Below are 20618 nucleotides of genomic sequence, written 5' to 3'. Positions count from 1 at the left end.
ATGCGTAAATTTTCTCACGTATTTTCATTTTATTTTAGAGAAGCATTTTTATCTAAAAAATCATTAATTATGAGCGCAATTTTATTTTTAATTGTTTTTGGAATTTTTGCGTTCAATCATCTTACTTCAAATAATGATAAAAATAAGGATAAAGATAAAATTGCAGTTGTGTCAGAGAGTTCTACATATAAAATCCAAAAAGAAGAGTTAACTAAGTTATTACCATCAGCTAAATTAACAATTGGTTCAAAAGAAGATTTCAATAAACTACATAAACAAGTAGAAGAAGGCGAGTTAGACGGCTTGTTTCGTGTAACTGAAAAGAATGGAGTTCCAGAAATTACGTATATGTTTAATGGGTTCGCTAGTGAAACAACTTCTACAATTATAGGTAGTTATTTAAAGGGACAATATATGGCGGTAACTGTTGCTAAGCATAATGTTTCACCAGAAATTGCACAACAATTACAAACGGACATTTCCGTGAAACAAGAAGCAATAAAAGATCGTTCTGCCTCTGCCGGAATCGCATATTTCTTCATATTCGCTTTATATATGTTTATTGTTGCGTTCGGAAGCACAATTGCGATGAATATTGCTTCTGAAAAAGCTTCTCGTGTTATGGAAGTTATGATTCCGAAAGTAAAACCTCTTACGATGATGTATGCAAAAATTTTAGCGGTTGTTTCAACGGCGTTATTGCAACTTATCATATTAGCATGTGGTTATTTAGTTCCTTATTTACTAGGGTGGATAGATTTAGAAAATGGTTCATTATTTGGCGTAATTGATGTTACAAAGTTAGATGCAAAAATAATCGGTATGTTCTTAATTTATTTTGTTACAGGATATTTCCTGTATGCGATGATGTATGCAGCTGCTGGTGCGGTTGTTTCTAAGACTGAGGATTTGCAAGGTGTAATGCTACCGATTTCAATTTTAATAATTGCAGCATTCTTTATAAGTCTTAAATCATTAGGTGACCCAAATAGTACTATCGTTGTTATAAGTTCTTATGTTCCATTCTTTACCCCGATGGTTACATTCTCACGCTTTGTAGCTGGCGAAACTGGTATGTTAGAAATTATGATAACATTGGCGGGGCTTTTAGCGACAATCGGTATATTAAGTGCTGTTACAAGCCGCATTTACGTAAATGGTGTAATGAATTACTCAGACAAAGTGAAATTTAAAGACTTAGCGAAATTTATAAAGCGTCAATAATGAGAGAAAAGCATGATTTCCTATTGAAATCATGCTTTTTCTTTATGTATAAATTAAAAATAGTATATAATAATAAGAGTCGTCTTTTAATAGAATGAATAAAAAGGAGGGTGTGCAGATGGGAATTAGTAGTCGTTTTACAGTAGGTGTTCATATGCTGACATTACTTGCGATAGATCGAAACTCTCGCTGTACCTCTGAATGGATTGCCGGTAGTGTGAATACAAATCCAGTTGTGATTCGTCGCATTACAGGAATGTTGAAGAGAGCAGGACTTGTTGATGTACAAGCTGGTAAAGGTGGTACGACACTTGCTCGTGATTTAGAAGAAATTACATTACTTGATGTATATAAAGCAGTGGAAGTTGTAGAAGAAGGACAGCTATTTTCCTTCCATGAAAATCCCAACATTGAATGTCCAGTAGGAGCTAATATTCAATCAGTATTAGAAATTATTTTAATGCAAGCGCAAGAAGCGATGGAAAATGTACTTGCAAATGTAACAGTAGATCAATTAGTTACAAATTTAAAGTCTAAAATGAAAGAGTAAAAAAGCGAGCATCCTCATAATGAGGGCTCGCCTTTTTTATTTAGAAATATTGAAAATTCTATTTTTCAGTATTTAAAATGAATTTGCCTACGATAGCTGCTACGATACCGCCAAGAATTGGTGCAACGATGAATACCCATAGTTGAGAAAGTGCTTCTCCGCCAACGAATAAAGCTGGTGCGATACTACGAGCTGGGTTAACAGAAGTCCCAGTTAACGGAATACCTAATAAGTGGACTAAAACTAATGTGAAACCAATTACTAATCCTGCTAGAGAAGAACTTCCTTTTTTACCTGTTACAGCAACGATTACTAAAATGAATACGAAAGTTAAAATAAATTCAACTAGAAATGCTCCAGATAAACCAAGAGTTCCAAAACCATTTTGTCCTAAATTATCTAAAGGTGTTTTAGCGGATTGTAAAATTGTTACCAATGTTGCAGTTCCTAATAAACCACCTAAAATTTGAGCTAATACATAATAACAAAGTTCCATAGCGTTCATTCTTTTATTGATGAACATAGCTACTGATACTGCTGGGTTAATGTGACATCCAGAAATTGTTCCGATACTATATGCCATAGCCACAATAGATAGACCGAAAGCCATAGCGATTCCTAATGTCCCAATTCCTTCAATTCCGCCGCCAATGACAGCTACTCCAGTTCCGAATAATACTAGTACAAATGTACCAATAAATTCAGCGATTGCTTTTTTTAACATAATTTACCTCCTATTATTGCGCATGAAACGTATTATAACATAGGTTTTAGTATAAACAGCCAATGAAATACTATTCTGATAAGGCGAAATAGGGGGACAATAAAAAAAGAGTATGGTTCTTTGTTATAGAACCATACTCTTTTTTATGCTGTTTTTTTCTGTTTAACGACTGGAACAGAACGGTTTAAAATGCTATTTGCAACCATTCCTAACATAATAATAATCATTCCAAGTAGGGAAAGCCCGCCGGGAAATGAACCATTCAAGAAAACAATTTCGCCAAGCACGGTAAAGACCATCGTTCCAGCTTGTGTTGCTTCAACAGCTCCAAGTAGAGAGAGATTATCTTTTGCTAAGTCAGTAGCAAAGAAAAATGTCATTGTCGCTATAACGCCAGAACATAATGCTAACAAAAATCCTTGCAGCATTTGGCTTGATGTTGGAATACCTGTAGTAGAAAATCCGTATATACCAAGCAAAATGGTTATAGGAAGACTGCCGATTGCCATTCCTAATACACGTTGGAATGTATCGAGACGCCCGCCAACAAGTTCCATCATTTTTCGGTTACCGAACGGATATAAGAAAGCTGCTAACACGACAGGTAAAAAACCTGAAATGAACTGAGTTATTGTAATGTGACCTGCAGCAGTTGCTTGCATACAAATTACACCAAGTAAAATAAATAATGCGACATATAAACTACGAAGTGGAATTTTGCCGCGTACAAGTTTCGTACCTGATTTTGTTTCTATTTTAACGAAAAATAATGGCGAGAGTAGTAAGCCTGCTAATATAGTAACTTGCCAAGTTCCAGCAACGAGCCAAGCTGGAGAAAAGACAGCTGCAAAACTTAATAAAGAATAGAAACCAATACCAGCAACAGACCCCCACCCGATCCAAGCCAATGGATGTTTCTTTAATTCTTCCCATAACCCCCTTAAGTTTTTGCGAAATAAAACGATAAGGAATAAAATAGGGAGAGCAAATAAAAAACGGAAGGAAGCTGTCCAAGCCCAGCTCGTTCCAGATACATTCATCGCTCGATTAATAATAAAAGTTGCGGAAAAAAAGGCTGATGATAAAAGGCCTAATAAAATTGCGCGCATGAAGTATAGCACTCCTTTCGGAATTTAATAATTATGTATAGTATAATATACTTTATCTAGATAAAAGTAAACTATTTTATATTTCAAGGTGGTTTTATAGATGAAAGAACATGAAGATATGCAAACGAAAGAAGTCATTCAGCAAGTAGGTCAGTTATTAAGACAAATTCGAAATGAGCAAAAATTAAGTTTAGAAGAATTAGCCCAAAAAACAGGAGTTAGTAAATTAACATTAGGAAAGATTGAAAGAGGCGAAACGAATCCGACGTTAGCTGTCATTTGGAAAATAACGAAAGGGTTATCCATTCCTTTATCGAGATTGATGGTTGTTGGAGAACCTGTAGCGGTTGCGCGCTGCGGAGAAGGATTTGCAGTAGACGTAGGACAAGCATGGCATTTAGAAACAATGTTCCGTTATACGAAAGAAACGGGTATGGAAATGCACCGTGCTTGTTTAAGGTCGAATAGTATATATGAACCAGAAGCTCATCATGAAGGTGCTATTGAGCTTGTAACGGTAATGAAAGGGAAAGTATCGATTCAAGTAGAAAGCGATGTATACGAATTAAATGAGTTTGACTCTATTCAATTTGAAGCGAATAAGAAACATAGTTATAAGAATGAAGAAGATGAAGTGGCAGTATTACATTTAACGATGAAATATTCTTCGTAAAAAAATCACCTATAGAATGCTATAGGTGATTTTTTATATTTCCATTAAGTATATGCATAATGTCACTAGTACGAACGCGGCATAAGTAATAAACAAATGAAATAAACTAAAAAACCAGTCCCAAAACATAAAATAGCAATAACCCAAAGTATGCGAATAAGAGTAGAGCTAATATCAAAATATTCTCCTAAGCCACCACATACACCAAATAACATTTTATCAGTTTCGGATTTATATAATTTTTTTGACATATTACGATCAACTCCTTTTTATAGCAAACTATATACTTCTATTCTATATGGAAATTTATGAGAAGACTATGAGGTTGTATGACATTTTTTTTAGGAACAGTCATATTAATTGTCTTAATTTTCAGTTGATATTAAAATTCTAGTAAGACGTAACTTTTAATAAAGGGTGGGGAAATAGAGATGACAGTATATTGGTTGACTAATGTAACGCTTGAATCGGGGTATGCATATGAAGAGGGGAGAATTTCAAAAACAGAAACAGAGTTATGTAGTTTACTTATTGAAGAGGGGCGAATTAAAAAAATCACAGCAGGGACTGTTCAAGAGGAAGGGGTACTCATTCTTGATGCGAATCGTTTATTAATTTTGCCTGCTTTCGAAGAGATGCATATTCACATTGATAAGACGTATTATAGTGGTCCTTGGAAAGCTTGCATGCCAGCAGAAAGTATTTTTACACGTTTTCATGAAGAAGAAAAAATTTTGCCGAAGCAATTAGCAACTGCTCAAGATAGGGCGGAAAATATGCTAGCGTTATTGCTTCAAAATGGTGCAACGAATATAAGAACGCATTGTAATGTTGATCCGATTATTGGACTTGGTAATTTGGAGGCGACGTTAGCGGCGTTGGAAACATATAAAAAACAGGTTTCTGGTAGAATTGTTGCTTTTCCGCAACATGGATTATTGCGCAGTAATTCTGTGCAACTTGTGAAAGATGCGATGCGTATGGGTGCGCAACTAGTCGGTGGAGTGGATCCAGCTACAGTGGATAATGATATTGAAAAATCATTACATACCATTATGGATATCGCAGTAGAATTTAATGCGGACGTTGATATTCATCTGCATGATGCGAATAATCTTGGGACGTTTACGATGAAGAGATTGGCAAGTGTAACAGAAGAAGCGGGATGGCAAGGTCGCGTAACGATTAGTCATGCGCTTGGACTTGGTGGTGTTACAGATAAAGAAGCTGAAGAAGTGGCGGAAAGACTAGCTGCTTTAAACATTGATATTACTTCAACGGTGCCAATTGGGAAACAAGTAATTCCAATTCCGTTATTAGATAAAAAAGGTGTGAAAGTTTCGTTAGGAAATGATAGTATTACTGATCATTGGTCACCGTTTGGAACAGGTGATATGCTGCAAAAGGCAAATCGGTTAGCGGAACGTTTCGGATGGAGTGATGAAAGATCGTTAGGAAAAGCACTTCGCTTTATTACGGGAGGAAAAGAAACGTTAAACGATGATGGGAAGCGAGCATGGCCGAATGTAGGAGATGAAGCGAGTTTTGTTTTGACAAATGCAACATGTACTGCTGAAGCGGTAGCGCGTCAAACAGAGAAGCGTTTAGTCGTGCATAAAGGGAATATTGTTGTTGGGGGTTTAAATGAGGTGGAATTAAATAATCTTGTGTAAAGGAATCGTTTAAATGTTTTGGGAGGGTTCTAATTGTGAGTGTAGAACCCTTCTTTTTTATGCTTACAATATGTTTTTTATAAGGAAGCTAGAAGGGATGAAAAATTTGGACAATCAACATAACGAAAATCATATTATGGGAACTTTGCAATGGTTTATATTTTTATTAGCGAATTCAATCGCATTACCAATTGTCGTTGGCGGATTATTTCATCTTACGACGGAAGAAATATTTTATTTAATGCAGCGTACATTTTTTGTAGTTGGTATATCTTCTTTTTTACAAGGATGGCTTGGACATAGACTACCAATTGCAGATGGACCAGCTGGATCATGGGTTGGAGTATTTACTGTACTTGCTTACGCAACGGCCGGACAAGATCAATTACATAGTACATTGCAAATTTTAGAATTAGGAATGATAATCTCAGGTGTTATTTTAATAGGACTAGGAGTAACTGGTTTCATCGGACGTATTTTATTTTTATTTACGCCACTTGTGACAGGGACGTTTTTACTTTTATTATGTTTACAATTAAGCGGTGTATTCCTAAAAGGAATGCTAGGGATTACTGCTACTGTTTCTCAAATTGATGCATTTACAGCGATAATCGCGTTTAGTATATTTTTGTTCGTTGTTATACTATCTAATTTTGGAAAAGGTTTTGTCAAAAGTTATGCAGTTTTAATAGGATTAATTAGTGGGTGGATTCTTTTTCTCATTGCAGGAAAAGTGACGATTCCATCTCAAGTAACTCATTTTGTGCAACTTCCGCAAATATTTGCTTGGGGACTTCCAAAATGGAATACAGGTATGGCAGTATCAAGTTTCGTTATGGTATGTATTTTAGTTTCAAATACAGTGGCAGCTATTATAGCGATTAATCAAGCTACCATTCAAAAAGCGACTATTGAACAGAAACAGTTGAAGGATGGAACGTGGGTTGGAGGCATTTCACACATCATTTCTTCCGTATTTTCAACTGTAGGTGTCGTGCCGTTACCAGCAACGGCAGGATTTATACGTTTAACGAAACAAAAATATATACGTTCGTTCTTACTAGCATGTATGTTACTAGTCGTAATGTCGCTGTTTCCAAGTATTATTCGTTATTTAGCATCTTTACCATCCGCTGTCGCATCTGCGGTTTTAATGGCTTCTTTCGTACAGTTAATTGGAATTGGGTTAAATAATATAAAACAAGTGGAGCTTAATGAAAGGAATGTAACAATTTTAGGCGTTGCAGTATTATTTGGTAGCGGCGTTATGTTTTTACCGTCTGGAGCGCTCCAGTCCTTGCCGTCTGTCATACAATATATATTTGGAAATGGTTTGTTCGTAGGTACAGTTGTCAGCATATTACTAGAACAAATATGGCGTACCGAAAAGTAAGTGGATATAAAGAGTGAACGCACTGTATAAAAGTCTAAAATAACATGTGAAATAAAGCCCATTTTCATTCACCACCCGCACATTTCGTTCATACAATATCTTGACTAAATAAACACCCAACTTACACATACACAGCTCTGGCTTAAGCAAGGAGGGTTATACCAGTTGAAGGAAAAAGCGTATCAATCTAAACCTTTACTCACAAAGAGAGAGAGAGAAGTATTTGAATTACTGGTTCAAGATAAAACAACGAAGGAAATTGCAGGTGAACTTTTTATCAGTGAAAAGACAGTTCGTAACCACATCTCAAACGCAATGCAAAAGCTAGGGGTTAAAGGACGTTCACAAGCAGTTGTTGAGCTTCTTCGCATGGGAGAGCTCGAGTTATAAAAAGAAAGCCGACTTTTATAAGAGAGTCGGCTATTTTTCTGTTTATATTTTGAACTTAAAAAAGGTATCTCAGACTGTGAGGGGGAAGATATGTTAAAAATAACTATTTTAAAATATGATGAGGTGTCCTTGTCATTCATGGATAAGAAGGTGCAAATATGAAGTTGTATTTTAAAGATATGGAGATAGGTGAAATTAAAGATGTTTTTGGAGATATGCCATGGATGTATGGAACAATTCGTCTATACGATAATAGTAAACCGTTCCAAAAATATTTTCGTGAGATGGTAGACGAAGATAGTGCATTTGATTTTGAAAGCATAGACCCTGAATTTTTATATGAAGAAAATTGGTCTATTTTTGATGAGGATGCTCAGCGGCATTTAGGGATTGATATACCTGCTATTCATATGGAGGATACAACAATTGCGTGGCGTTGGAGATAAAAGCTATACAGTTGTGAACATCTTTGTATGAAAGAATTCAAACGATAACAATAAGCTCACTTTTTACAAAAGGTCAGCTTATTGTTATCGTTTTTTCGCTTGCTATATGAATGATAAGAACACTCCATACATAAATAGGTAGTAAGGAGGGGGATATGTTGAAAAGGATATTGTTAGTTTCAACAAGCGCTCATGATATGAATGGACACCCGACTGGTTTGTGGCTGGAAGAGCTTGCAGCTCCGTATCATGTATTTAAAAAGGCTAAGTTCGATGTTGATATTGTGTCGATAAAGGGCGGTAAAGTACCTATTGATAGAGTGTCTATTCCGAACGGGATACCTCGTGAATTTAAGCATGTCGCTTCTTTATTGCAAAATACGAAGCTGATCTCAAAGGTTCATTTTTCGGATTATGATGCGGTTTTATTTGGTGGTGGGCACGGGGCAATTGTAGATTTTCCAGGTAATCCATATGTTGCAAATTTAATTGTGAATATGTACAACAACAACCGAATTGTAGCGGCTGTTTGTCACGGAGTAAGTTCTTTAGTCGGTGTGAAAAATAAGGACGGCTCGTTTTTTAGTGCGGGTAAGCATATAACAGGTTATACAAATGATGAGGAAAAAGCTGTACATTTAGAAAAGCGAGTGCCGTTTTTGTTAGAAAATAAATTGAAAGAAGAAGGGGCTTTGTTTTATGTTGCTCCAAATTTTACGCCGCACGTCGTAGTAGATGGGCGTTTAATTACAGGGCAAAACCCGCAGTCTAGTATGGAAATAGGGAAAGCTATAAGAAGAGCTGTAAATAAATTATAGAAAAAGTGCTCGCTACTCATCGAGGTAGCGGGCATTTTTTCTGTAGTGTAAATGATCTTTAAACTAAAAAGATATATTGAGTATAGTGACTTCATTTATAATTAATCGTGAATTTGCTATACTATTTTGTATGGACAAAAGGGGAGGCTCCTTTAATGAGAAAAGTTGCGTGCGCAAATACTTATATTAATAAAATAAAGCCCGTTATTAGAAAAACGAGTTTTAGCCAATTGAAAATAGATGAAATTGCGAAATATATGGATATTAGTAAAGCTACTTTATATAAACGCTTTTCTTCAAAAGATGAGATTATTGAAGCTGTGGTAGAAGATTTTATGAACTATCTTCTTGAAGGAGATGCGGATAATCAAGATGAAAGTATGTCTTTTGCAGAACGTTTCCAAAAGACGTTTATTCACTCTTTAAAATGTGTGACGTATATTTCAGATGTCTTTTTACAAGATTTGAAAGAGGCATATCCGCACTTATCTGATCAGTTAGTCGCTGCACAACAAAATCGTAATCATAATTTGCAAATGTTTTTTGAAGCTGGTATGGAACAAGGTTACTTTAATAAGATGAACGCACAATTATTTATGGTGCAAGATGATGTGATGTTAAGACGTATAATAGATCATTCTTTTTGTATTCAGTACGATATTACGTTAAAGAAAGCGATACTTGATTTTTATCAACTAAAGAAGTATCAACTGTTTAAACCGGAGTATATAGAAGCGATTGATGATTCTGAAATTGAAAAAGAAGTTATGGCTATTTTGCAAATGATTTCGTAAAAAAGCAGATTTTCCTATATGAATGGAAAATCTGCTTTTTTTATTACATGTTCTTTTTTAAGTGTTGTAATACTAATTCAGCTACTGGACCACCTGAAGCTGGGTTTTGGCCAGTTATAACGCGATTATCTTCTACAGCGTAAGCTTCCCAAGGCTGCGCAGCTTTTTCGTAAAGTCCTCCATTTTTAATAAGTTCATCTTCTGTTAAAAATGGAACGAATTGATCTAATTCAGCTAGTTTTTCCTCTTCATTTGAGAATCCTGTTACTTTTTTACCGCTAATTAAACGTTCCCCATTACTTAATGTAATATGAAATAAACCAGCAGCTCCGTGACAAACAGAGGAAACAATTCCGCCATTTTCATAAATGCTACGGCTAATCATTTGGAGTTCTTTATTTTCAGGGAAGTCCCAAATCACACCGTGACCACCTGCGTAATAAATAACAGCATAGTCTTCTGGATTCACTTCACTCGGTTTCATTGTAGAACCGAGGCGATTCATAAATTCTTTCTTTTGATACCATTCCCAATCGATGCTCTCCGCCATTGCTAAACTATGCGGATCAATCGGTGTATAACCACCTTGTGGGCTAACATAATCTACTTCGTAACCAGCTTCTTCAACTTTTTTAACGAAATGAACAGCTTCACCAAGCCAAAGGCCAGTAGCTCGATTTAAATTTGGATATTTTTCAACGCTCGTTAATACAACTAACATTTTTTTCTTCATCATAATCCTCCTGTAATGTTTCTTCTATATAAAAGTTTATTATTTTATTAAGTTAGAAATTGCAAATTTGAATAACCATGTCAGCCCTCCTTATATCGGATTCGAAATTAGTGTATAACAATTTTTAAACAAAGTAAACTAAAAACACTAAATTAGTTCAGTTTGTATATTTTTCGTTGACAAACTGTAATGCTGAAACTATGATAGTTCCATGAATATCGAACAACGTACATGTTTCGTTTCGAATTCAATTTGTCGCGCGATAAATGTATACATTTGATGAAGTTGTTTAGCAGCGATAGAAGCGCTAAACAACTTTATTTTCATTTACAGTTACTACAATCAGGAGAGGTGTTACACATGGGGAAAGATATAAGTAACCATTCAAAATGGTTTGTTTTCACATTATGTTTTATCGTTTTATTAGGACCGATGAATGCGGTTTTATTTAATGTTGCGTTAGAGGATATGGCTCATGATTTATCCATTAGTCAATCGAAAGTAAGTTGGGTTGTAGTAGGTTACTCCCTAGTTGTCGGTATTGGTTCGATGATATATGGGAAACTGGCTGATCGTTATAGTGTGAAAAAACTATTAATTATTTCAATCATCATATTTGTAGCGGGTTCTATTATTGGATTTGTAAATCAATCATATGCGATTGTCATTTTTGCAAGATTAGTGCAGGCGAGTGGGGGCGCGGCGTTTATTGCGCTTAGTATGATTGCGGTAGCAAAATTAGTTGCTCCTGCTAAGAAGCCTGGTGCTTTAGCGATGATTAGTTCTTCTATTGCGTTAGCGGTTGGTATTGGTCCTTTAGTTGGCGGGGCTATTACAAATACACTAGGGTGGCCATTTTTATTTTTATTTATGATTATCTCAGTATTGGGGATTTTCTTGCTTATAAAATTTATGCCAGAAGAAGCACGGCATACGGATGAAGTGTTTTATTTTGATTACATTGGAGCGGCGTTACTATTTGTATTTATTACGACTGTTTTGGTAGGTGTTAATATGAATAGTTGGCTATTTGTGTTATCGATAATTTCCTTATTTTTATTCACGGTTCGTATGAAGAAAGCGGAGCACCCATTTATCGATATTGAGTTATTTTCGAACAAAGCATTTCTTCGTTTAATAACAGTCGGATTTATAATTAATGTGGCGTTATGTGCTAATTTATTATTATTGCCATTACTGTTAGGAAGAGTACACGGATTGTCGCCGTTTATTATCGGAATTGTATTATTTGTTGCATCACTCTTTGGTATTGTGTCTAGTTTTATTACTGGAAAGATTGTCCCTTCGTTTGGAAATGTGAATATGATTTATGTAGCGTCTGTCATTATGATTGTTGGCTTTTTAATTTTAGGGTTTATTCCGAATGGAAGTATAGTCGTTATTGTATTGGCGATTATTTTAACGTTTATGAGTTATTCTGCCATTCAAGTATCATTGAACACATTTATACCGAAAACATTACATGTAGCTAAAGTTGGAGTCGGTCTTGGTTTATATAATTTAATTAACTTTTTCGGCATGGCATTTGGACCAGCTGTTGCGAGCAAAATTATGGAATCTACAAATAGTTATCGTTTCAATTTTATTTTAATCGTCATGTTAATTTCTGCTCATTTCTTCTTATTAATAGGAATGTCTTCTTTCCAAAAAAAGATGGAGCATTAAAGATGTACTTTATTATAGAAGAAACCGACTTTCATATAGAAGGTCGGTTATTTTTCTGTCTTGCAAATTATGAAAAAAAGGAGCAAAATAAAAAAGGTCCTAGTCTATACAGGTACAAATGAAAATTTTCATACAGAAGCAGTTTAAGTGCGCGAACTTAAAGTGTGTAAAATATAATGATAAAATAAGATGATGAATGAGAAAACGGGTGATGAAGTTGAATAGAGCAATCGGTGTTATCGATTCAGGAGTTGGCGGCTTAACAGTAGCGAAGGAATTAATTCGTCAGTTGCCGAAAGAGCGCATTATATATTTAGGGGATACAGCACGTTGCCCTTATGGTCCACGTTCTCGAGAAGAAGTGCGCCAATTCACGTGGGAAATGACGGAGCATTTACTAGATTTAAATATCAAAATGTTAGTTATTGCATGCAATACAGCAACTGCAGTTGTATTAGAAGAGATGCAGAAACAATTACCAATTCCAGTGGTAGGAGTTATTCACCCAGGATCACGTACAGCTTTAAAAATGACAAACACGTATCATGTTGGGATTATTGGAACGATTGGAACGGTGAAAAGTGGTGCATACGAAGAAGCGTTAAAGTCTATTAATAATCGTGTTATGGTAGAAAGTTTAGCGTGTCCACCTTTTGTTGAGCTTGTAGAGAGCGGTAATTTCGAAAGTGAAATGGCGTATGAAGTTGTAAGAGAAACGTTGCAACCGCTGAAAAACACTGATATTGATACGCTTATTTTAGGCTGTACACATTATCCAATTTTAGGTCCTGTTATTAAACAAGTAATGGGAGATAAAGTGCAACTCATTAGTTCTGGTGATGAAACGGCGCGTGAAGTAAGTACTATTTTATACCATAGTAAAATGTTGAATGAGGGAGAGGAACAAAGTGATCATCTCTTCTTAACAACAGGGAAAATAGGTCTATTTAAAGAAATTGCATCAAAATGGTTCGGTCAACCGATTGAAAATGTGAAACATATTTATTTAGAAAAAGAATAATAATAGAATGCATATAAGTGAACTCCTGAGAAATCAGGAGTTTTTTTGTTTATAGGGAGCACAGCTTGTTCTAAAACATGAAACAGCTCGTATACATAATAGTACAAACTTAGATTTTAGGGGGGAATGGCATGCCTAAATCCACTTTTAAATGGGTTATTGGTGCTACTGTGAGCGCTGTTTTACTAACAGGGTGTGGCTTTATAAATCAAGAGAAAGCAACGGAACAAATTGATCCACCAAAACAAGTTACGTATACAGAGGGTGGAAAGAAAGAAGTATCTAAAAAAGATAAGCAAGGACAAACGGTGAATAGAGAATTATACCTTGTTGATAAAAATGGCTATGTTGTACCGCAGACGTTAGCTATACCTACTCCGAAAGCAAATGAGGTTATTCAGCAAACGTTAGAGTACCTTGTGAAAGATGGGCCGGTAACCAATTTATTACCGAATGGGTTCCGTGCAGTCATTCCGGCGAATACATCGATGACCCTTAACTTGAAAAAAGATGGGACGGCAGTCATTGATTTTTCTAAAGAAATGAAAAACTATGCGAAAGAGGAAGAACGTCAAATCGTTGAATCTATTGCATGGACGTTGACGCAATTTAAAGAAATAAAACAAGTGCAGTTCCAAATAAATGGTGAAAAATTAGCGAAGATGCCTGTTGGTGGTACACCGCTTGGTGAAGGGGTGAGCCGTGCGAACGGTATTAACTTCGATGATGAGCAAGTAGCGGATGTAACAAATACAAAACCAGTAACACTTTATTTTATGGCACAAAATAATAATAAACAGCAATACTACGTACCAGTAACACGCCGCGTTGTAGAAGGAAAAGAAAATGATTATGCAGCAATTGTAGATGAACTTGTAAAAGGACCGATTCATCAATCACTCCTAAATGATTTTAATCCAGGAGTTAAGCTGATTACGAATCCGAAATTACAAGACGGAAATCTTACATTAAACTTTAATGAAAATATATTTATAAACCCAGATAAAAATATGATTTCAAATTACGTATTGAAGTCATTAGTTTTATCTTTAACAGAAAAGAAAGGCGTGAAAAGCGTTTCTATTGAAGTAAATGGTAAAGCGAATCTTATAGATGAAAAGGGCGGAAAGTTAATAAAACCTGTAGATCGTCCAGAAAACGTGAATACAGGTAGTTTTTAATCGCCAATAATTTGATATACTTAAGTAAGAAAGGGGAATTGCTTTTTGGGTTCCCCTTCTTTTATTGTATACATATCATACATTTAAATTTGGCTATACTAACAAGTAGTTATGAGGAGGTTATTGTTATGCGAGTAGATGGTAGAGAAAAAACAGAATTACGCCATATACATATTCATACGAATTATTTAAAACATCCAGAAGGATCAGTGTTAATTGAGGTTGGGGATACTAAGGTAATTTGCTCAGCGACAATTGAAGAGCGTGTCCCGCCTTTTATGCGTGGAGAAGGTAAGGGCTGGGTAACAGCTGAATATGCGATGATTCCACGTGCGACAGAACAACGTACAATTAGGGAGTCAAGTAAAGGGAAAGTAACAGGACGTACAATGGAAATCCAGCGCTTAATTGGACGAGCATTACGTGCGGTAGTTGACTTAGAAGCGCTTGGTGAGAGAACGGTTTGGATTGATTGTGATGTTATTCAAGCGGATGGTGGAACGAGAACAGCTTCTATTACAGGTGCATATGTAGCAATGGTATTAGCGTTTGAGAAATTATTACAAGCAGAAAAAGTATCTAAAATTCCAGTAAAAGATTATTTAGCAGCAACGTCAGTAGGAATTGTTGAAGAACAAGGTGTTGTTTTAGATTTAAACTATGCAGAAGATTCTAAAGCAGACGTTGATATGAACGTAATTATGACTGGAAAAGGTCAGTTCGTTGAAGTGCAAGGAACTGGAGAAGAAGCGACGTTTAGTAGAGCGCAGTTAAATGAATTACTTGATGCTGCAGAACAAGGCATTTTCCAACTGATTGATATGCAAAAAGAAGCGTTAGGTGACATCGTATCTCATATAGAGTAGAGGTGGAAAAAATGAAACAAGTTGTTGTAGCGACAAAAAATATGGGGAAAGTACGTGAATTTGCTGAGTTATTTGAGCGATTTGATTTAGAAGTGAAATCATTACACGATTTTCCTCATATTGAAGAAGTCGAAGAAACTGGTGAAACATTTGAAGAAAATGCAATCTTAAAAGCGGACAGTTTGAGTAGACAATTGAATGCAATTGTAATTGCGGATGATTCAGGTCTTATTGTAGATGCTTTAAACGGGAAACCAGGTGTGTATTCAGCACGTTTTGCTGGAGAGCCGAAAGATGATCAAGCAAATATTGATAAAGTTTTACAAGAATTAAATGACGTAGCGTTTGAAAAGCGTAAAGCTCGTTTCTACTGTGCATTAGCAGTGGCTTTCCCTGAAGGGGATAAAAAGCCTGTCATTGTAAATGGGACGTGCGAAGGGTTTATTTTAGAACAACGCCGCGGGGAAAACGGCTTCGGATATGATCCGATTTTTTATGTGGAAGAATATAAAAAAGCGATGGCCGAACTAAGTTCAGATGAGAAAAATGCTATTAGTCACCGTGGACGTGCTCTACGTAAGCTAGAAGAAAAAATCCCTGAATGGTTTTTAGGAGAATAAGGGAGAGAGATTGATGAAAGCTTTAATCGTAAGCGATAGTCATAGCTCTGTGAAGGAATTACAGCAGTTAAAAGAGAAGTATGAAGGGAAAGTAGATATCATGATTCATTGCGGTGATTCAGAGCTAACGCCTGCTCATGAAGAGTTGCAAAGTTTCCATGTTGTAAAAGGGAATTGTGATTATGCTAACTTTCAAGATGAAATTGTAACTGATGTAGATGGTGTTCGTTTCGTAGTTGTGCATGGACATCGTCATAACGTGAAAATGACGTTACAAACATTAGCGTACCGTGCTGAAGAGGTAGGAGCGCAAGTTGCATGCTTCGGACACTCTCACGTATTAGGTGCGGAATTAATCGACGGCGTTTTATTTATTAATCCAGGCAGTATTTTATTACCGCGTCAGCGTGTAGAAAAAACATTTGCTTTATTAGAAATGGATGAAAATCAAATGGAAGTTCGTTTTGAAACACTAGACGGACAGCTAGTTGAACAAGCAGTTTTTAAAAGAGGATAAGAAAAATTATCCTCTTTTAAAAAAGGTGTTGACTTTATGTATGGTTATACATATAATAAATATTGTCGATAGGGCAACGGCGCTAACGAATGAAAATAAAATAACATATGCGGGTGTAGTTTAGTGGTAAAACAAGAGCCTTCCAAGCTCTGGTCGAGAGTTCGATTCTCTTCACCCGCTCCATGTCCCAGTAGCTCAGCAGGATAGAGCAACGGCCTTCAAGAAAAATAGGAGCCTTTATAGGGAAACAAGAACCTATAAAGTGGACGACACTATATCGGTGAAGCCTTAACAGTTCGGCTGATGGTAATACCGAGGAAACTTACGATCTTGAAAAAGATTAAGGAGTTTTGAATGATTAAGTGAAACTTAATGGTAAAGACTCTGAAGTATGATGAAAATCATCGTGAGGTTCCGTAGAGACTACACGTGTCGCACCTGAAATGGTGAAGATATAGTCCAGACTACAAACAGTAATTGCTGGTAGCGAAAGCTATGGTGGTAAGCTAAGCCGTCGGTCGGGAGTTCGAATCTCTCCTGGGACGCTAAGAAAACCTTGTTATCTTTTGATAACAAGGTTTTTTGTTTGTCTACAAATTGATGTATGTGCAAAAGGTGTAAAAAAATAACGTAATATATGGTAATTATTATGTGTAACGGATTAAAGTGCATGAAGAAAAGAGCGCCATTTATGCACCCTATTCCTCGTATTTAATTTCAAGAATCAATAGGTTTATGATGGAACTCAAATCCATATCCAGATTCTCCTAACTGTTCACTTGCAATATTATAAAACTTTTTCCCGCAAAAACCATGACACCAGCACCGGTGCGTTCCCACCATGAAAGTTTTTCGCCAGTATCGGGATCAACACCTTCTATAACACGTCGTACATCGTATTCTCCTAATTTTCACTTAGAATGTTATAACTTTTTACCATTCTAGTACGATTGAGCAGTCGTTATCGAAACTTATCCCTGTCAGTGTGTTACAATGAATAGAAGCGGAAAACGAGAATCTCCAATTGACTAGACCTGTGATTGGTTAGATGGTTTAAGAAGGTCGTATAAAAAGGGAGATGGCGCAAAGATGGCGAGATCAAATGAGAATGATTTAACAGAGAAATTGGCAGAAGGTCAACGGAAATATGGTGATGGCAACTTTACAGTACAGAACATCGGTGATGAAACTAACCCGAACTGGACTGTCGTAAAAAATGTGAGGAAGGGATCAGCAGGCATTCGCGAAGGAGAAGATATATTAAGACTGCGATCAAAATATATAAAATAGTACGGAAATGAGCGGACTGAGCGTTCGAACCCCTCCTGGGACGCTAAAAAACCTTGTTATTTTTTGATAACAAGGTTTTTTGTTTATTTTAAATTAGTTATTAATAAATTTCTCAAATACAAAACCATAATCTTTCACATTATATTGTTTCTTCGTATCAACAAGCCAGTTAAAGGCAATCTCGTTCATTTCTTTAAACTGCTCTGCTAAATTTACTTGTGCATTTGAAATACGGCTGAAAGCATTAGATGCCATATCTAAACTTTTATGTGCATACTGCAATGTAATGTCGTTGTCGTATGAAATTTCTTCGATTTTAAGTAAAGCCTTGTATAAATCTTTTAATTCTTCAATATGTTTTTTATGAACATCAATTGAGTAATGCTCATCTCCCATTTGAAATTTAATTTCTACATCTAAATCAATTGTTCCCGCAGTTTCAAGTGCTACATTTTTAATTTGATATTTACTATAGCTAAAGCGGCGTAGTGTACGTTTTTTACTTGTCGCACTTGTCCCGTCTAGGTGAAGTAATCCTTTGTTTGTGAAGCAATATTCATCTGATTTCGATTTAATTAGAAAATAAATTTTCTCTCCATCTTCATGCATTACGTAATCATCAGCATCGACCTTATCATAATCTTTCGGTGTAATGACAGACCCTACATCACTTAACCCTAAAACATCAGCAGCTACTTTTTTGAACATATATAATCCCCCTTGTAAATCAAATTCTTAATTGTATAAAAATATATTAACACGATTTTAATAAAGTGTTTTCTTATAATTGGAAATATTTAAAGGTAAGTCAAGAAAAGTAACGAATGATTATTTCAATCCCAAATTATTTAGTAAATCTATTAGTTTAAGAGTGGATTCTGCGAAAAATAAACAAGAGAAAAAAGTTAATTTTGCAAGTGATTATAGAGAAATTCCGTAAAAACACTTCAAGTTATGTGAGGTGTTTTTCTATCCTCTTTTGAAATCTTACAATTCTGTAAGGTAACTGTAAGGTAGTTCGATGGTAACAAATTGTTAATCCTCTATAATGAAGGTAACAACGATAAAACGAGGAGGAAGAAATAATGAAGGGATTAATCGTAACGGGTTTAACAGTTGCTTTTGGATTTGTAGCGTATGAGAAATTAACGTATGTAGTTGATGTTGTAAAACATTTAATCGCGTAGAGGAAACTACCATGAGAGGGAAAGGGAATGAGTGAATGAATGGAATGGTTATTTGGAATTATAGGTACTTGTAGTGTTGTGTTATTGTTCTTTGTCCCAAGTGGTATACTTAGTTCGACAACGAGTTTGTTCTTCTTAAGTTTGTTTGCTTGTACAATGCTCATCATTATGTTTTTAATGAAGCGAAGTAAACCAATCTTCTACTTTAGCATGATTGTTATGGCAATTATTGTTCTCCAAATTATTACCCTTGTTATATACCCCACTATTATAAAAGCTTTCCATTAATGATGAATCCTCTGCTTGAATTGCTGAGGGTTTTTATTTGCATATTTTTAATTTTGAGTAGGAATTCACTTGTATTGAAATGTAAAAATTAAATATTTCTATATTTCAAACAAAGGGTTTCGGGATGTTGTGTTCTCATTACTCATTTGATATATTTACTTTAAAGATAATTAAAATCTAGAAAAAGAGGCGGACGTATGGATAAAAAAGAAAATACGGTCGTATTGTTTCCGCAACTATCAGAGCGCTATATTGATGAAGGTTTTTTAGCGCTGAAAGAGCGGAAATTCGAAGATGCATTGCGCTGCTTTGAAATATTACGTCAGTATAATGCAGAAACGGAACAAACGGAACTAGCTTCGGTTATTTGCTTGTTAGAATTAAAACATATGGAAGAAGCGAAAGAGAAATGTGAACAGTTACTGGAAGCAGGAGCGGTCTTATTTGGTGATATTCTTGAAACGTATGTGACAATTTTAGTTCAAACAAATGATTATGAAGGCGTTATTGAAACTGTTGAAAAAGTTTTGCAAACGAAAGATATAATGCCTGAGCAAAAGGAAAAATTAGCACAGCTCGCTTTATTTGCAGAAGGTATGTTAAATGAAGTAGATACATCACGAGTTGATTCGAATTTTGAGTTAGATGAATTTACTAATGAAATATTTGGAGAAAACTTTGGGCAAAAGCTAAGGGCGATTCAGCAACTTTCGTTAAAAGACTTGGATCTTGCATTACCTATTTTAAAGAAATTTTTAATAGACGAAAAACAGCACCCTTATTTGAAAACTTCTATTTTATATAAAATGATAGAAAATCAAATAGAAGAAGAGATAGAGGTAGAAAAGTTTGGGAATACGATCAAGGTAATTCCGGCATTTACAGGTCATAATGAGGAGCAATCCGATAACATTATACATAGATTATCAAGTCGATTAGAGCAAAATTATCCTGATATATTTGATGCGATGGTTACATATTGGAAAGAATTACAAATTAGCATTTTCCCATTCGCTCTATTAATGGATAAAGTGGAGATTTGGGCTGCTGTTTTAGAGAGAATTGGTAGAAAGCGTTTCGGGTTGACTATTGATGAAGAAGAGCTTATGACAGCGTATAATATTGAATTAGAAGAGTTTCATATTGCCTATCAATGGTTATTACGTGTTGAAAGAGAAGGATATTTGCCCGTATAATTATGAAAAAGAATCGTTCGGTTCTTGAAACGAGCATATTCTATGTTATAATGTAAGGGTTGCAAAAGGCAGAAATCTGCCTGTTTGTAAGAGAAGAGAAGTGTAATTCTCTTACTTAATATGTTTCATATTATTCTCGAACAAAATATACCGTAGTTGTCTTTTAGGCAATTAGTAGATTGGAACATTATATCTGAAAGCTTTTGCTAGAGGATTATTTGTACTTTTGTTATTTCAAA

Annotated in this window: 23 protein-coding genes, 1 tRNA gene and 2 pseudogenes; 19 read left to right on the top strand and 7 right to left on the bottom strand. The window is 35.4% G+C overall.

What is annotated here, in order from left to right:
• Positions 1-1224: an ABC transporter permease gene (locus MR070_RS03845; protein WP_001224962.1), complete on the top strand. Its 1224-nt coding sequence runs from the start codon at positions 1-3 to the stop codon at positions 1222-1224.
• 118 nt (positions 1225-1342) lie between these two features.
• Positions 1343-1774, top strand: coding sequence for an Rrf2 family transcriptional regulator (locus MR070_RS03840; protein ID WP_000512998.1), 432 nt, complete (start codon positions 1343-1345; stop codon positions 1772-1774).
• Between the two features lie 58 nt (positions 1775-1832).
• Here MR070_RS03840 and MR070_RS03835 read toward each other — a convergent pair whose 3' ends face one another.
• Both MR070_RS03835 and MR070_RS03830 read right to left on the bottom strand, forming a co-directional pair.
• On the bottom strand, positions 1833-2498 hold the full coding sequence (locus tag MR070_RS03835; protein WP_000913202.1) for an aquaporin: 666 nt from the start codon (positions 2496-2498) through the stop codon (positions 1833-1835).
• A 143-nt stretch (positions 2499-2641) separates the two neighbouring features.
• A complete protein-coding gene (locus tag MR070_RS03830; RefSeq protein WP_242260564.1) occupies positions 2642-3607 on the bottom strand; it encodes a DMT family transporter in 966 nt (321 codons plus the stop codon).
• Between the two features lie 100 nt (positions 3608-3707).
• On the opposite strand from MR070_RS03830, the gene MR070_RS03825 reads away from it, so the two are divergent.
• The gene (locus tag MR070_RS03825; RefSeq protein WP_000658051.1) at positions 3708-4280 is read left to right on the top strand and encodes a helix-turn-helix domain-containing protein; all 573 of its coding nucleotides are present in this window, start codon (positions 3708-3710) and stop codon (positions 4278-4280) included.
• Positions 4281-4345: 65 nt separating this feature from the next.
• Here MR070_RS03825 and MR070_RS03820 read toward each other — a convergent pair whose 3' ends face one another.
• The gene (locus MR070_RS03820) at positions 4346-4531 is read right to left on the bottom strand and encodes a PspC domain-containing protein (RefSeq protein ID WP_000038792.1); all 186 of its coding nucleotides are present in this window, start codon (positions 4529-4531) and stop codon (positions 4346-4348) included.
• A 180-nt stretch (positions 4532-4711) separates the two neighbouring features.
• Here MR070_RS03820 and MR070_RS03815 point away from each other — a divergent pair, with 180 nt between their 5' ends.
• From MR070_RS03815 to MR070_RS03790, 6 genes are all read left to right on the top strand, one after another.
• Positions 4712-5953 (top strand): amidohydrolase family protein, encoded by a 1242-nt coding sequence (locus MR070_RS03815; protein ID WP_242260562.1) that lies wholly within the window; start codon positions 4712-4714, stop codon positions 5951-5953.
• Positions 5954-6050: 97 nt separating this feature from the next.
• On the top strand, positions 6051-7346 hold the full coding sequence (locus MR070_RS03810) for a purine/pyrimidine permease (protein WP_242260561.1): 1296 nt from the start codon (positions 6051-6053) through the stop codon (positions 7344-7346).
• 165 nt (positions 7347-7511) lie between these two features.
• The gene (gene gerE / locus MR070_RS03805; RefSeq protein ID WP_000659484.1) at positions 7512-7736 is read left to right on the top strand and encodes a spore germination transcription factor GerE; all 225 of its coding nucleotides are present in this window, start codon (positions 7512-7514) and stop codon (positions 7734-7736) included.
• Positions 7737-7894: 158 nt separating this feature from the next.
• The gene (locus MR070_RS03800) at positions 7895-8182 is read left to right on the top strand and encodes a hypothetical protein (protein WP_044790607.1); all 288 of its coding nucleotides are present in this window, start codon (positions 7895-7897) and stop codon (positions 8180-8182) included.
• A gap of 155 nt (positions 8183-8337) precedes the next feature.
• Positions 8338-9000, top strand: coding sequence for a type 1 glutamine amidotransferase domain-containing protein (locus tag MR070_RS03795; protein ID WP_139895954.1), 663 nt, complete (start codon positions 8338-8340; stop codon positions 8998-9000).
• Between the two features lie 155 nt (positions 9001-9155).
• Positions 9156-9794: a TetR/AcrR family transcriptional regulator gene (locus MR070_RS03790; RefSeq protein WP_001233021.1), complete on the top strand. Its 639-nt coding sequence runs from the start codon at positions 9156-9158 to the stop codon at positions 9792-9794.
• Between the two features lie 43 nt (positions 9795-9837).
• Here the strand turns inward: MR070_RS03790 and MR070_RS03785 are convergent, their stop codons facing one another.
• Complete coding sequence (locus MR070_RS03785; RefSeq protein WP_242260559.1) at positions 9838-10527, bottom strand: type 1 glutamine amidotransferase domain-containing protein; 690 nt, start codon at positions 10525-10527, stop codon at positions 9838-9840.
• Between the two features lie 360 nt (positions 10528-10887).
• Between MR070_RS03785 and MR070_RS03780 the strand changes: the two genes are divergently transcribed.
• The 7 genes from MR070_RS03780 to MR070_RS03750 all read left to right on the top strand — a co-directional run bounded on the left by MR070_RS03780 (position 10888) and on the right by MR070_RS03750 (position 16601).
• Positions 10888-12213: an MFS transporter gene (locus MR070_RS03780; RefSeq protein WP_242260557.1), complete on the top strand. Its 1326-nt coding sequence runs from the start codon at positions 10888-10890 to the stop codon at positions 12211-12213.
• Between the two features lie 211 nt (positions 12214-12424).
• A complete protein-coding gene (gene racE, locus MR070_RS03775; protein WP_000773996.1) occupies positions 12425-13234 on the top strand; it encodes a glutamate racemase in 810 nt (269 codons plus the stop codon).
• Positions 13235-13365: 131 nt separating this feature from the next.
• Positions 13366-14415 carry a spore germination protein GerM gene (gerM, locus tag MR070_RS03770; RefSeq protein WP_001126737.1) on the top strand — a complete coding sequence of 350 codons (1050 nt, stop codon included), beginning with the start codon at positions 13366-13368 and terminating at the stop codon, positions 14413-14415.
• Positions 14416-14543: 128 nt separating this feature from the next.
• Positions 14544-15281, top strand: a complete 738-nt coding sequence (gene rph, locus MR070_RS03765) for a ribonuclease PH (protein WP_001261765.1) — start codon at positions 14544-14546, stop codon at positions 15279-15281.
• An 11-nt stretch (positions 15282-15292) separates the two neighbouring features.
• Complete coding sequence (locus MR070_RS03760) at positions 15293-15901, top strand: XTP/dITP diphosphatase (protein WP_000815935.1); 609 nt, start codon at positions 15293-15295, stop codon at positions 15899-15901.
• Between the two features lie 13 nt (positions 15902-15914).
• The gene (locus MR070_RS03755) at positions 15915-16418 is read left to right on the top strand and encodes a metallophosphoesterase (protein ID WP_044790600.1); all 504 of its coding nucleotides are present in this window, start codon (positions 15915-15917) and stop codon (positions 16416-16418) included.
• A gap of 109 nt (positions 16419-16527) precedes the next feature.
• Positions 16528-16601: transfer RNA gene (locus tag MR070_RS03750), tRNA-Gly, on the top strand.
• A gap of 534 nt (positions 16602-17135) precedes the next feature.
• Here MR070_RS03750 and MR070_RS27290 read toward each other — a convergent pair.
• Positions 17136-17228 (bottom strand): annotated as a pseudogene (locus tag MR070_RS27290) (DUF6572 domain-containing protein); the annotation flags it as partial.
• Positions 17219-17323: pseudogene (locus MR070_RS03745) on the bottom strand (pre-toxin TG domain-containing protein); the annotation flags it as partial. The pseudogenes MR070_RS03745 and MR070_RS27290, both read right to left, overlap by 10 nt.
• Before the next feature lie 184 nt (positions 17324-17507).
• On the opposite strand from MR070_RS03745, the gene MR070_RS03740 reads away from it, so the two are divergent.
• Positions 17508-17708 carry a hypothetical protein gene (locus tag MR070_RS03740; RefSeq protein WP_000124461.1) on the top strand — a complete coding sequence of 67 codons (201 nt, stop codon included), beginning with the start codon at positions 17508-17510 and terminating at the stop codon, positions 17706-17708.
• A gap of 93 nt (positions 17709-17801) precedes the next feature.
• Here MR070_RS03740 and MR070_RS03735 read toward each other — a convergent pair whose 3' ends face one another.
• On the bottom strand, positions 17802-18416 hold the full coding sequence (locus tag MR070_RS03735) for a PH domain-containing protein (protein ID WP_000475206.1): 615 nt from the start codon (positions 18414-18416) through the stop codon (positions 17802-17804).
• Positions 18417-18934: 518 nt separating this feature from the next.
• On the opposite strand from MR070_RS03735, the gene MR070_RS03730 reads away from it, so the two are divergent.
• Positions 18935-19183 carry a hypothetical protein gene (locus MR070_RS03730; RefSeq protein WP_001983650.1) on the top strand — a complete coding sequence of 83 codons (249 nt, stop codon included), beginning with the start codon at positions 18935-18937 and terminating at the stop codon, positions 19181-19183.
• Between the two features lie 197 nt (positions 19184-19380).
• Positions 19381-20379 carry a hypothetical protein gene (locus MR070_RS03725; protein ID WP_242260555.1) on the top strand — a complete coding sequence of 333 codons (999 nt, stop codon included), beginning with the start codon at positions 19381-19383 and terminating at the stop codon, positions 20377-20379.
• Positions 20380-20618: the final 239 nt, after the last annotated feature.

This window comes from Bacillus cereus group sp. BfR-BA-01453 (assembly GCF_022662915.1).
GTDB classification, from domain to species: domain Bacteria; phylum Bacillota; class Bacilli; order Bacillales; family Bacillaceae_G; genus Bacillus_A; species Bacillus_A paranthracis.
The sequence above is the reverse complement of the archived record's forward strand: the minus strand, read 5'-3'. Positions and strand labels throughout refer to the sequence as shown.

What these genes read in the sequence shown, in the direction of transcription:
- MR070_RS03795 (WP_139895954.1), top strand. Translation starts at nt 8,338, where the DNA reads ATGTTGAAAAGGATATTGTTAGTTTCAACAAGCGCTCATGATATGAAT.
- MR070_RS03735 (WP_000475206.1), bottom strand. Translation starts at nt 18,416, where the DNA reads ATGTTCAAAAAAGTAGCTGCTGATGTTTTAGGGTTAAGTGATGTAGGG.
- MR070_RS03830 (WP_242260564.1), bottom strand. Translation starts at nt 3,607, where the DNA reads ATGCGCGCAATTTTATTAGGCCTTTTATCATCAGCCTTTTTTTCCGCA.
- MR070_RS03835 (WP_000913202.1), bottom strand. Translation starts at nt 2,498, where the DNA reads ATGTTAAAAAAAGCAATCGCTGAATTTATTGGTACATTTGTACTAGTA.
- MR070_RS03845 (WP_001224962.1), top strand. Translation starts at nt 1, where the DNA reads ATGCGTAAATTTTCTCACGTATTTTCATTTTATTTTAGAGAAGCATTT.
- MR070_RS03780 (WP_242260557.1), top strand. Translation starts at nt 10,888, where the DNA reads ATGGGGAAAGATATAAGTAACCATTCAAAATGGTTTGTTTTCACATTA.
- rph (WP_001261765.1), top strand. Translation starts at nt 14,544, where the DNA reads ATGCGAGTAGATGGTAGAGAAAAAACAGAATTACGCCATATACATATT.
- MR070_RS03740 (WP_000124461.1), top strand. Translation starts at nt 17,508, where the DNA reads ATGGCGAGATCAAATGAGAATGATTTAACAGAGAAATTGGCAGAAGGT.
- MR070_RS03730 (WP_001983650.1), top strand. Translation starts at nt 18,935, where the DNA reads ATGGAATGGTTATTTGGAATTATAGGTACTTGTAGTGTTGTGTTATTG.
- MR070_RS03725 (WP_242260555.1), top strand. Translation starts at nt 19,381, where the DNA reads ATGGATAAAAAAGAAAATACGGTCGTATTGTTTCCGCAACTATCAGAG.
- MR070_RS03760 (WP_000815935.1), top strand. Translation starts at nt 15,293, where the DNA reads ATGAAACAAGTTGTTGTAGCGACAAAAAATATGGGGAAAGTACGTGAA.
- MR070_RS03810 (WP_242260561.1), top strand. Translation starts at nt 6,051, where the DNA reads ATGAAAAATTTGGACAATCAACATAACGAAAATCATATTATGGGAACT.
- MR070_RS03755 (WP_044790600.1), top strand. Translation starts at nt 15,915, where the DNA reads ATGAAAGCTTTAATCGTAAGCGATAGTCATAGCTCTGTGAAGGAATTA.
- MR070_RS03785 (WP_242260559.1), bottom strand. Translation starts at nt 10,527, where the DNA reads ATGAAGAAAAAAATGTTAGTTGTATTAACGAGCGTTGAAAAATATCCA.
- racE (WP_000773996.1), top strand. Translation starts at nt 12,425, where the DNA reads ATGAAGTTGAATAGAGCAATCGGTGTTATCGATTCAGGAGTTGGCGGC.
- gerM (WP_001126737.1), top strand. Translation starts at nt 13,366, where the DNA reads ATGCCTAAATCCACTTTTAAATGGGTTATTGGTGCTACTGTGAGCGCT.
- MR070_RS03815 (WP_242260562.1), top strand. Translation starts at nt 4,712, where the DNA reads ATGACAGTATATTGGTTGACTAATGTAACGCTTGAATCGGGGTATGCA.
- MR070_RS03840 (WP_000512998.1), top strand. Translation starts at nt 1,343, where the DNA reads ATGGGAATTAGTAGTCGTTTTACAGTAGGTGTTCATATGCTGACATTA.
- MR070_RS03800 (WP_044790607.1), top strand. Translation starts at nt 7,895, where the DNA reads ATGAAGTTGTATTTTAAAGATATGGAGATAGGTGAAATTAAAGATGTT.
- MR070_RS03825 (WP_000658051.1), top strand. Translation starts at nt 3,708, where the DNA reads ATGAAAGAACATGAAGATATGCAAACGAAAGAAGTCATTCAGCAAGTA.
- MR070_RS03820 (WP_000038792.1), bottom strand. Translation starts at nt 4,531, where the DNA reads ATGTCAAAAAAATTATATAAATCCGAAACTGATAAAATGTTATTTGGT.
- MR070_RS03790 (WP_001233021.1), top strand. Translation starts at nt 9,156, where the DNA reads ATGAGAAAAGTTGCGTGCGCAAATACTTATATTAATAAAATAAAGCCC.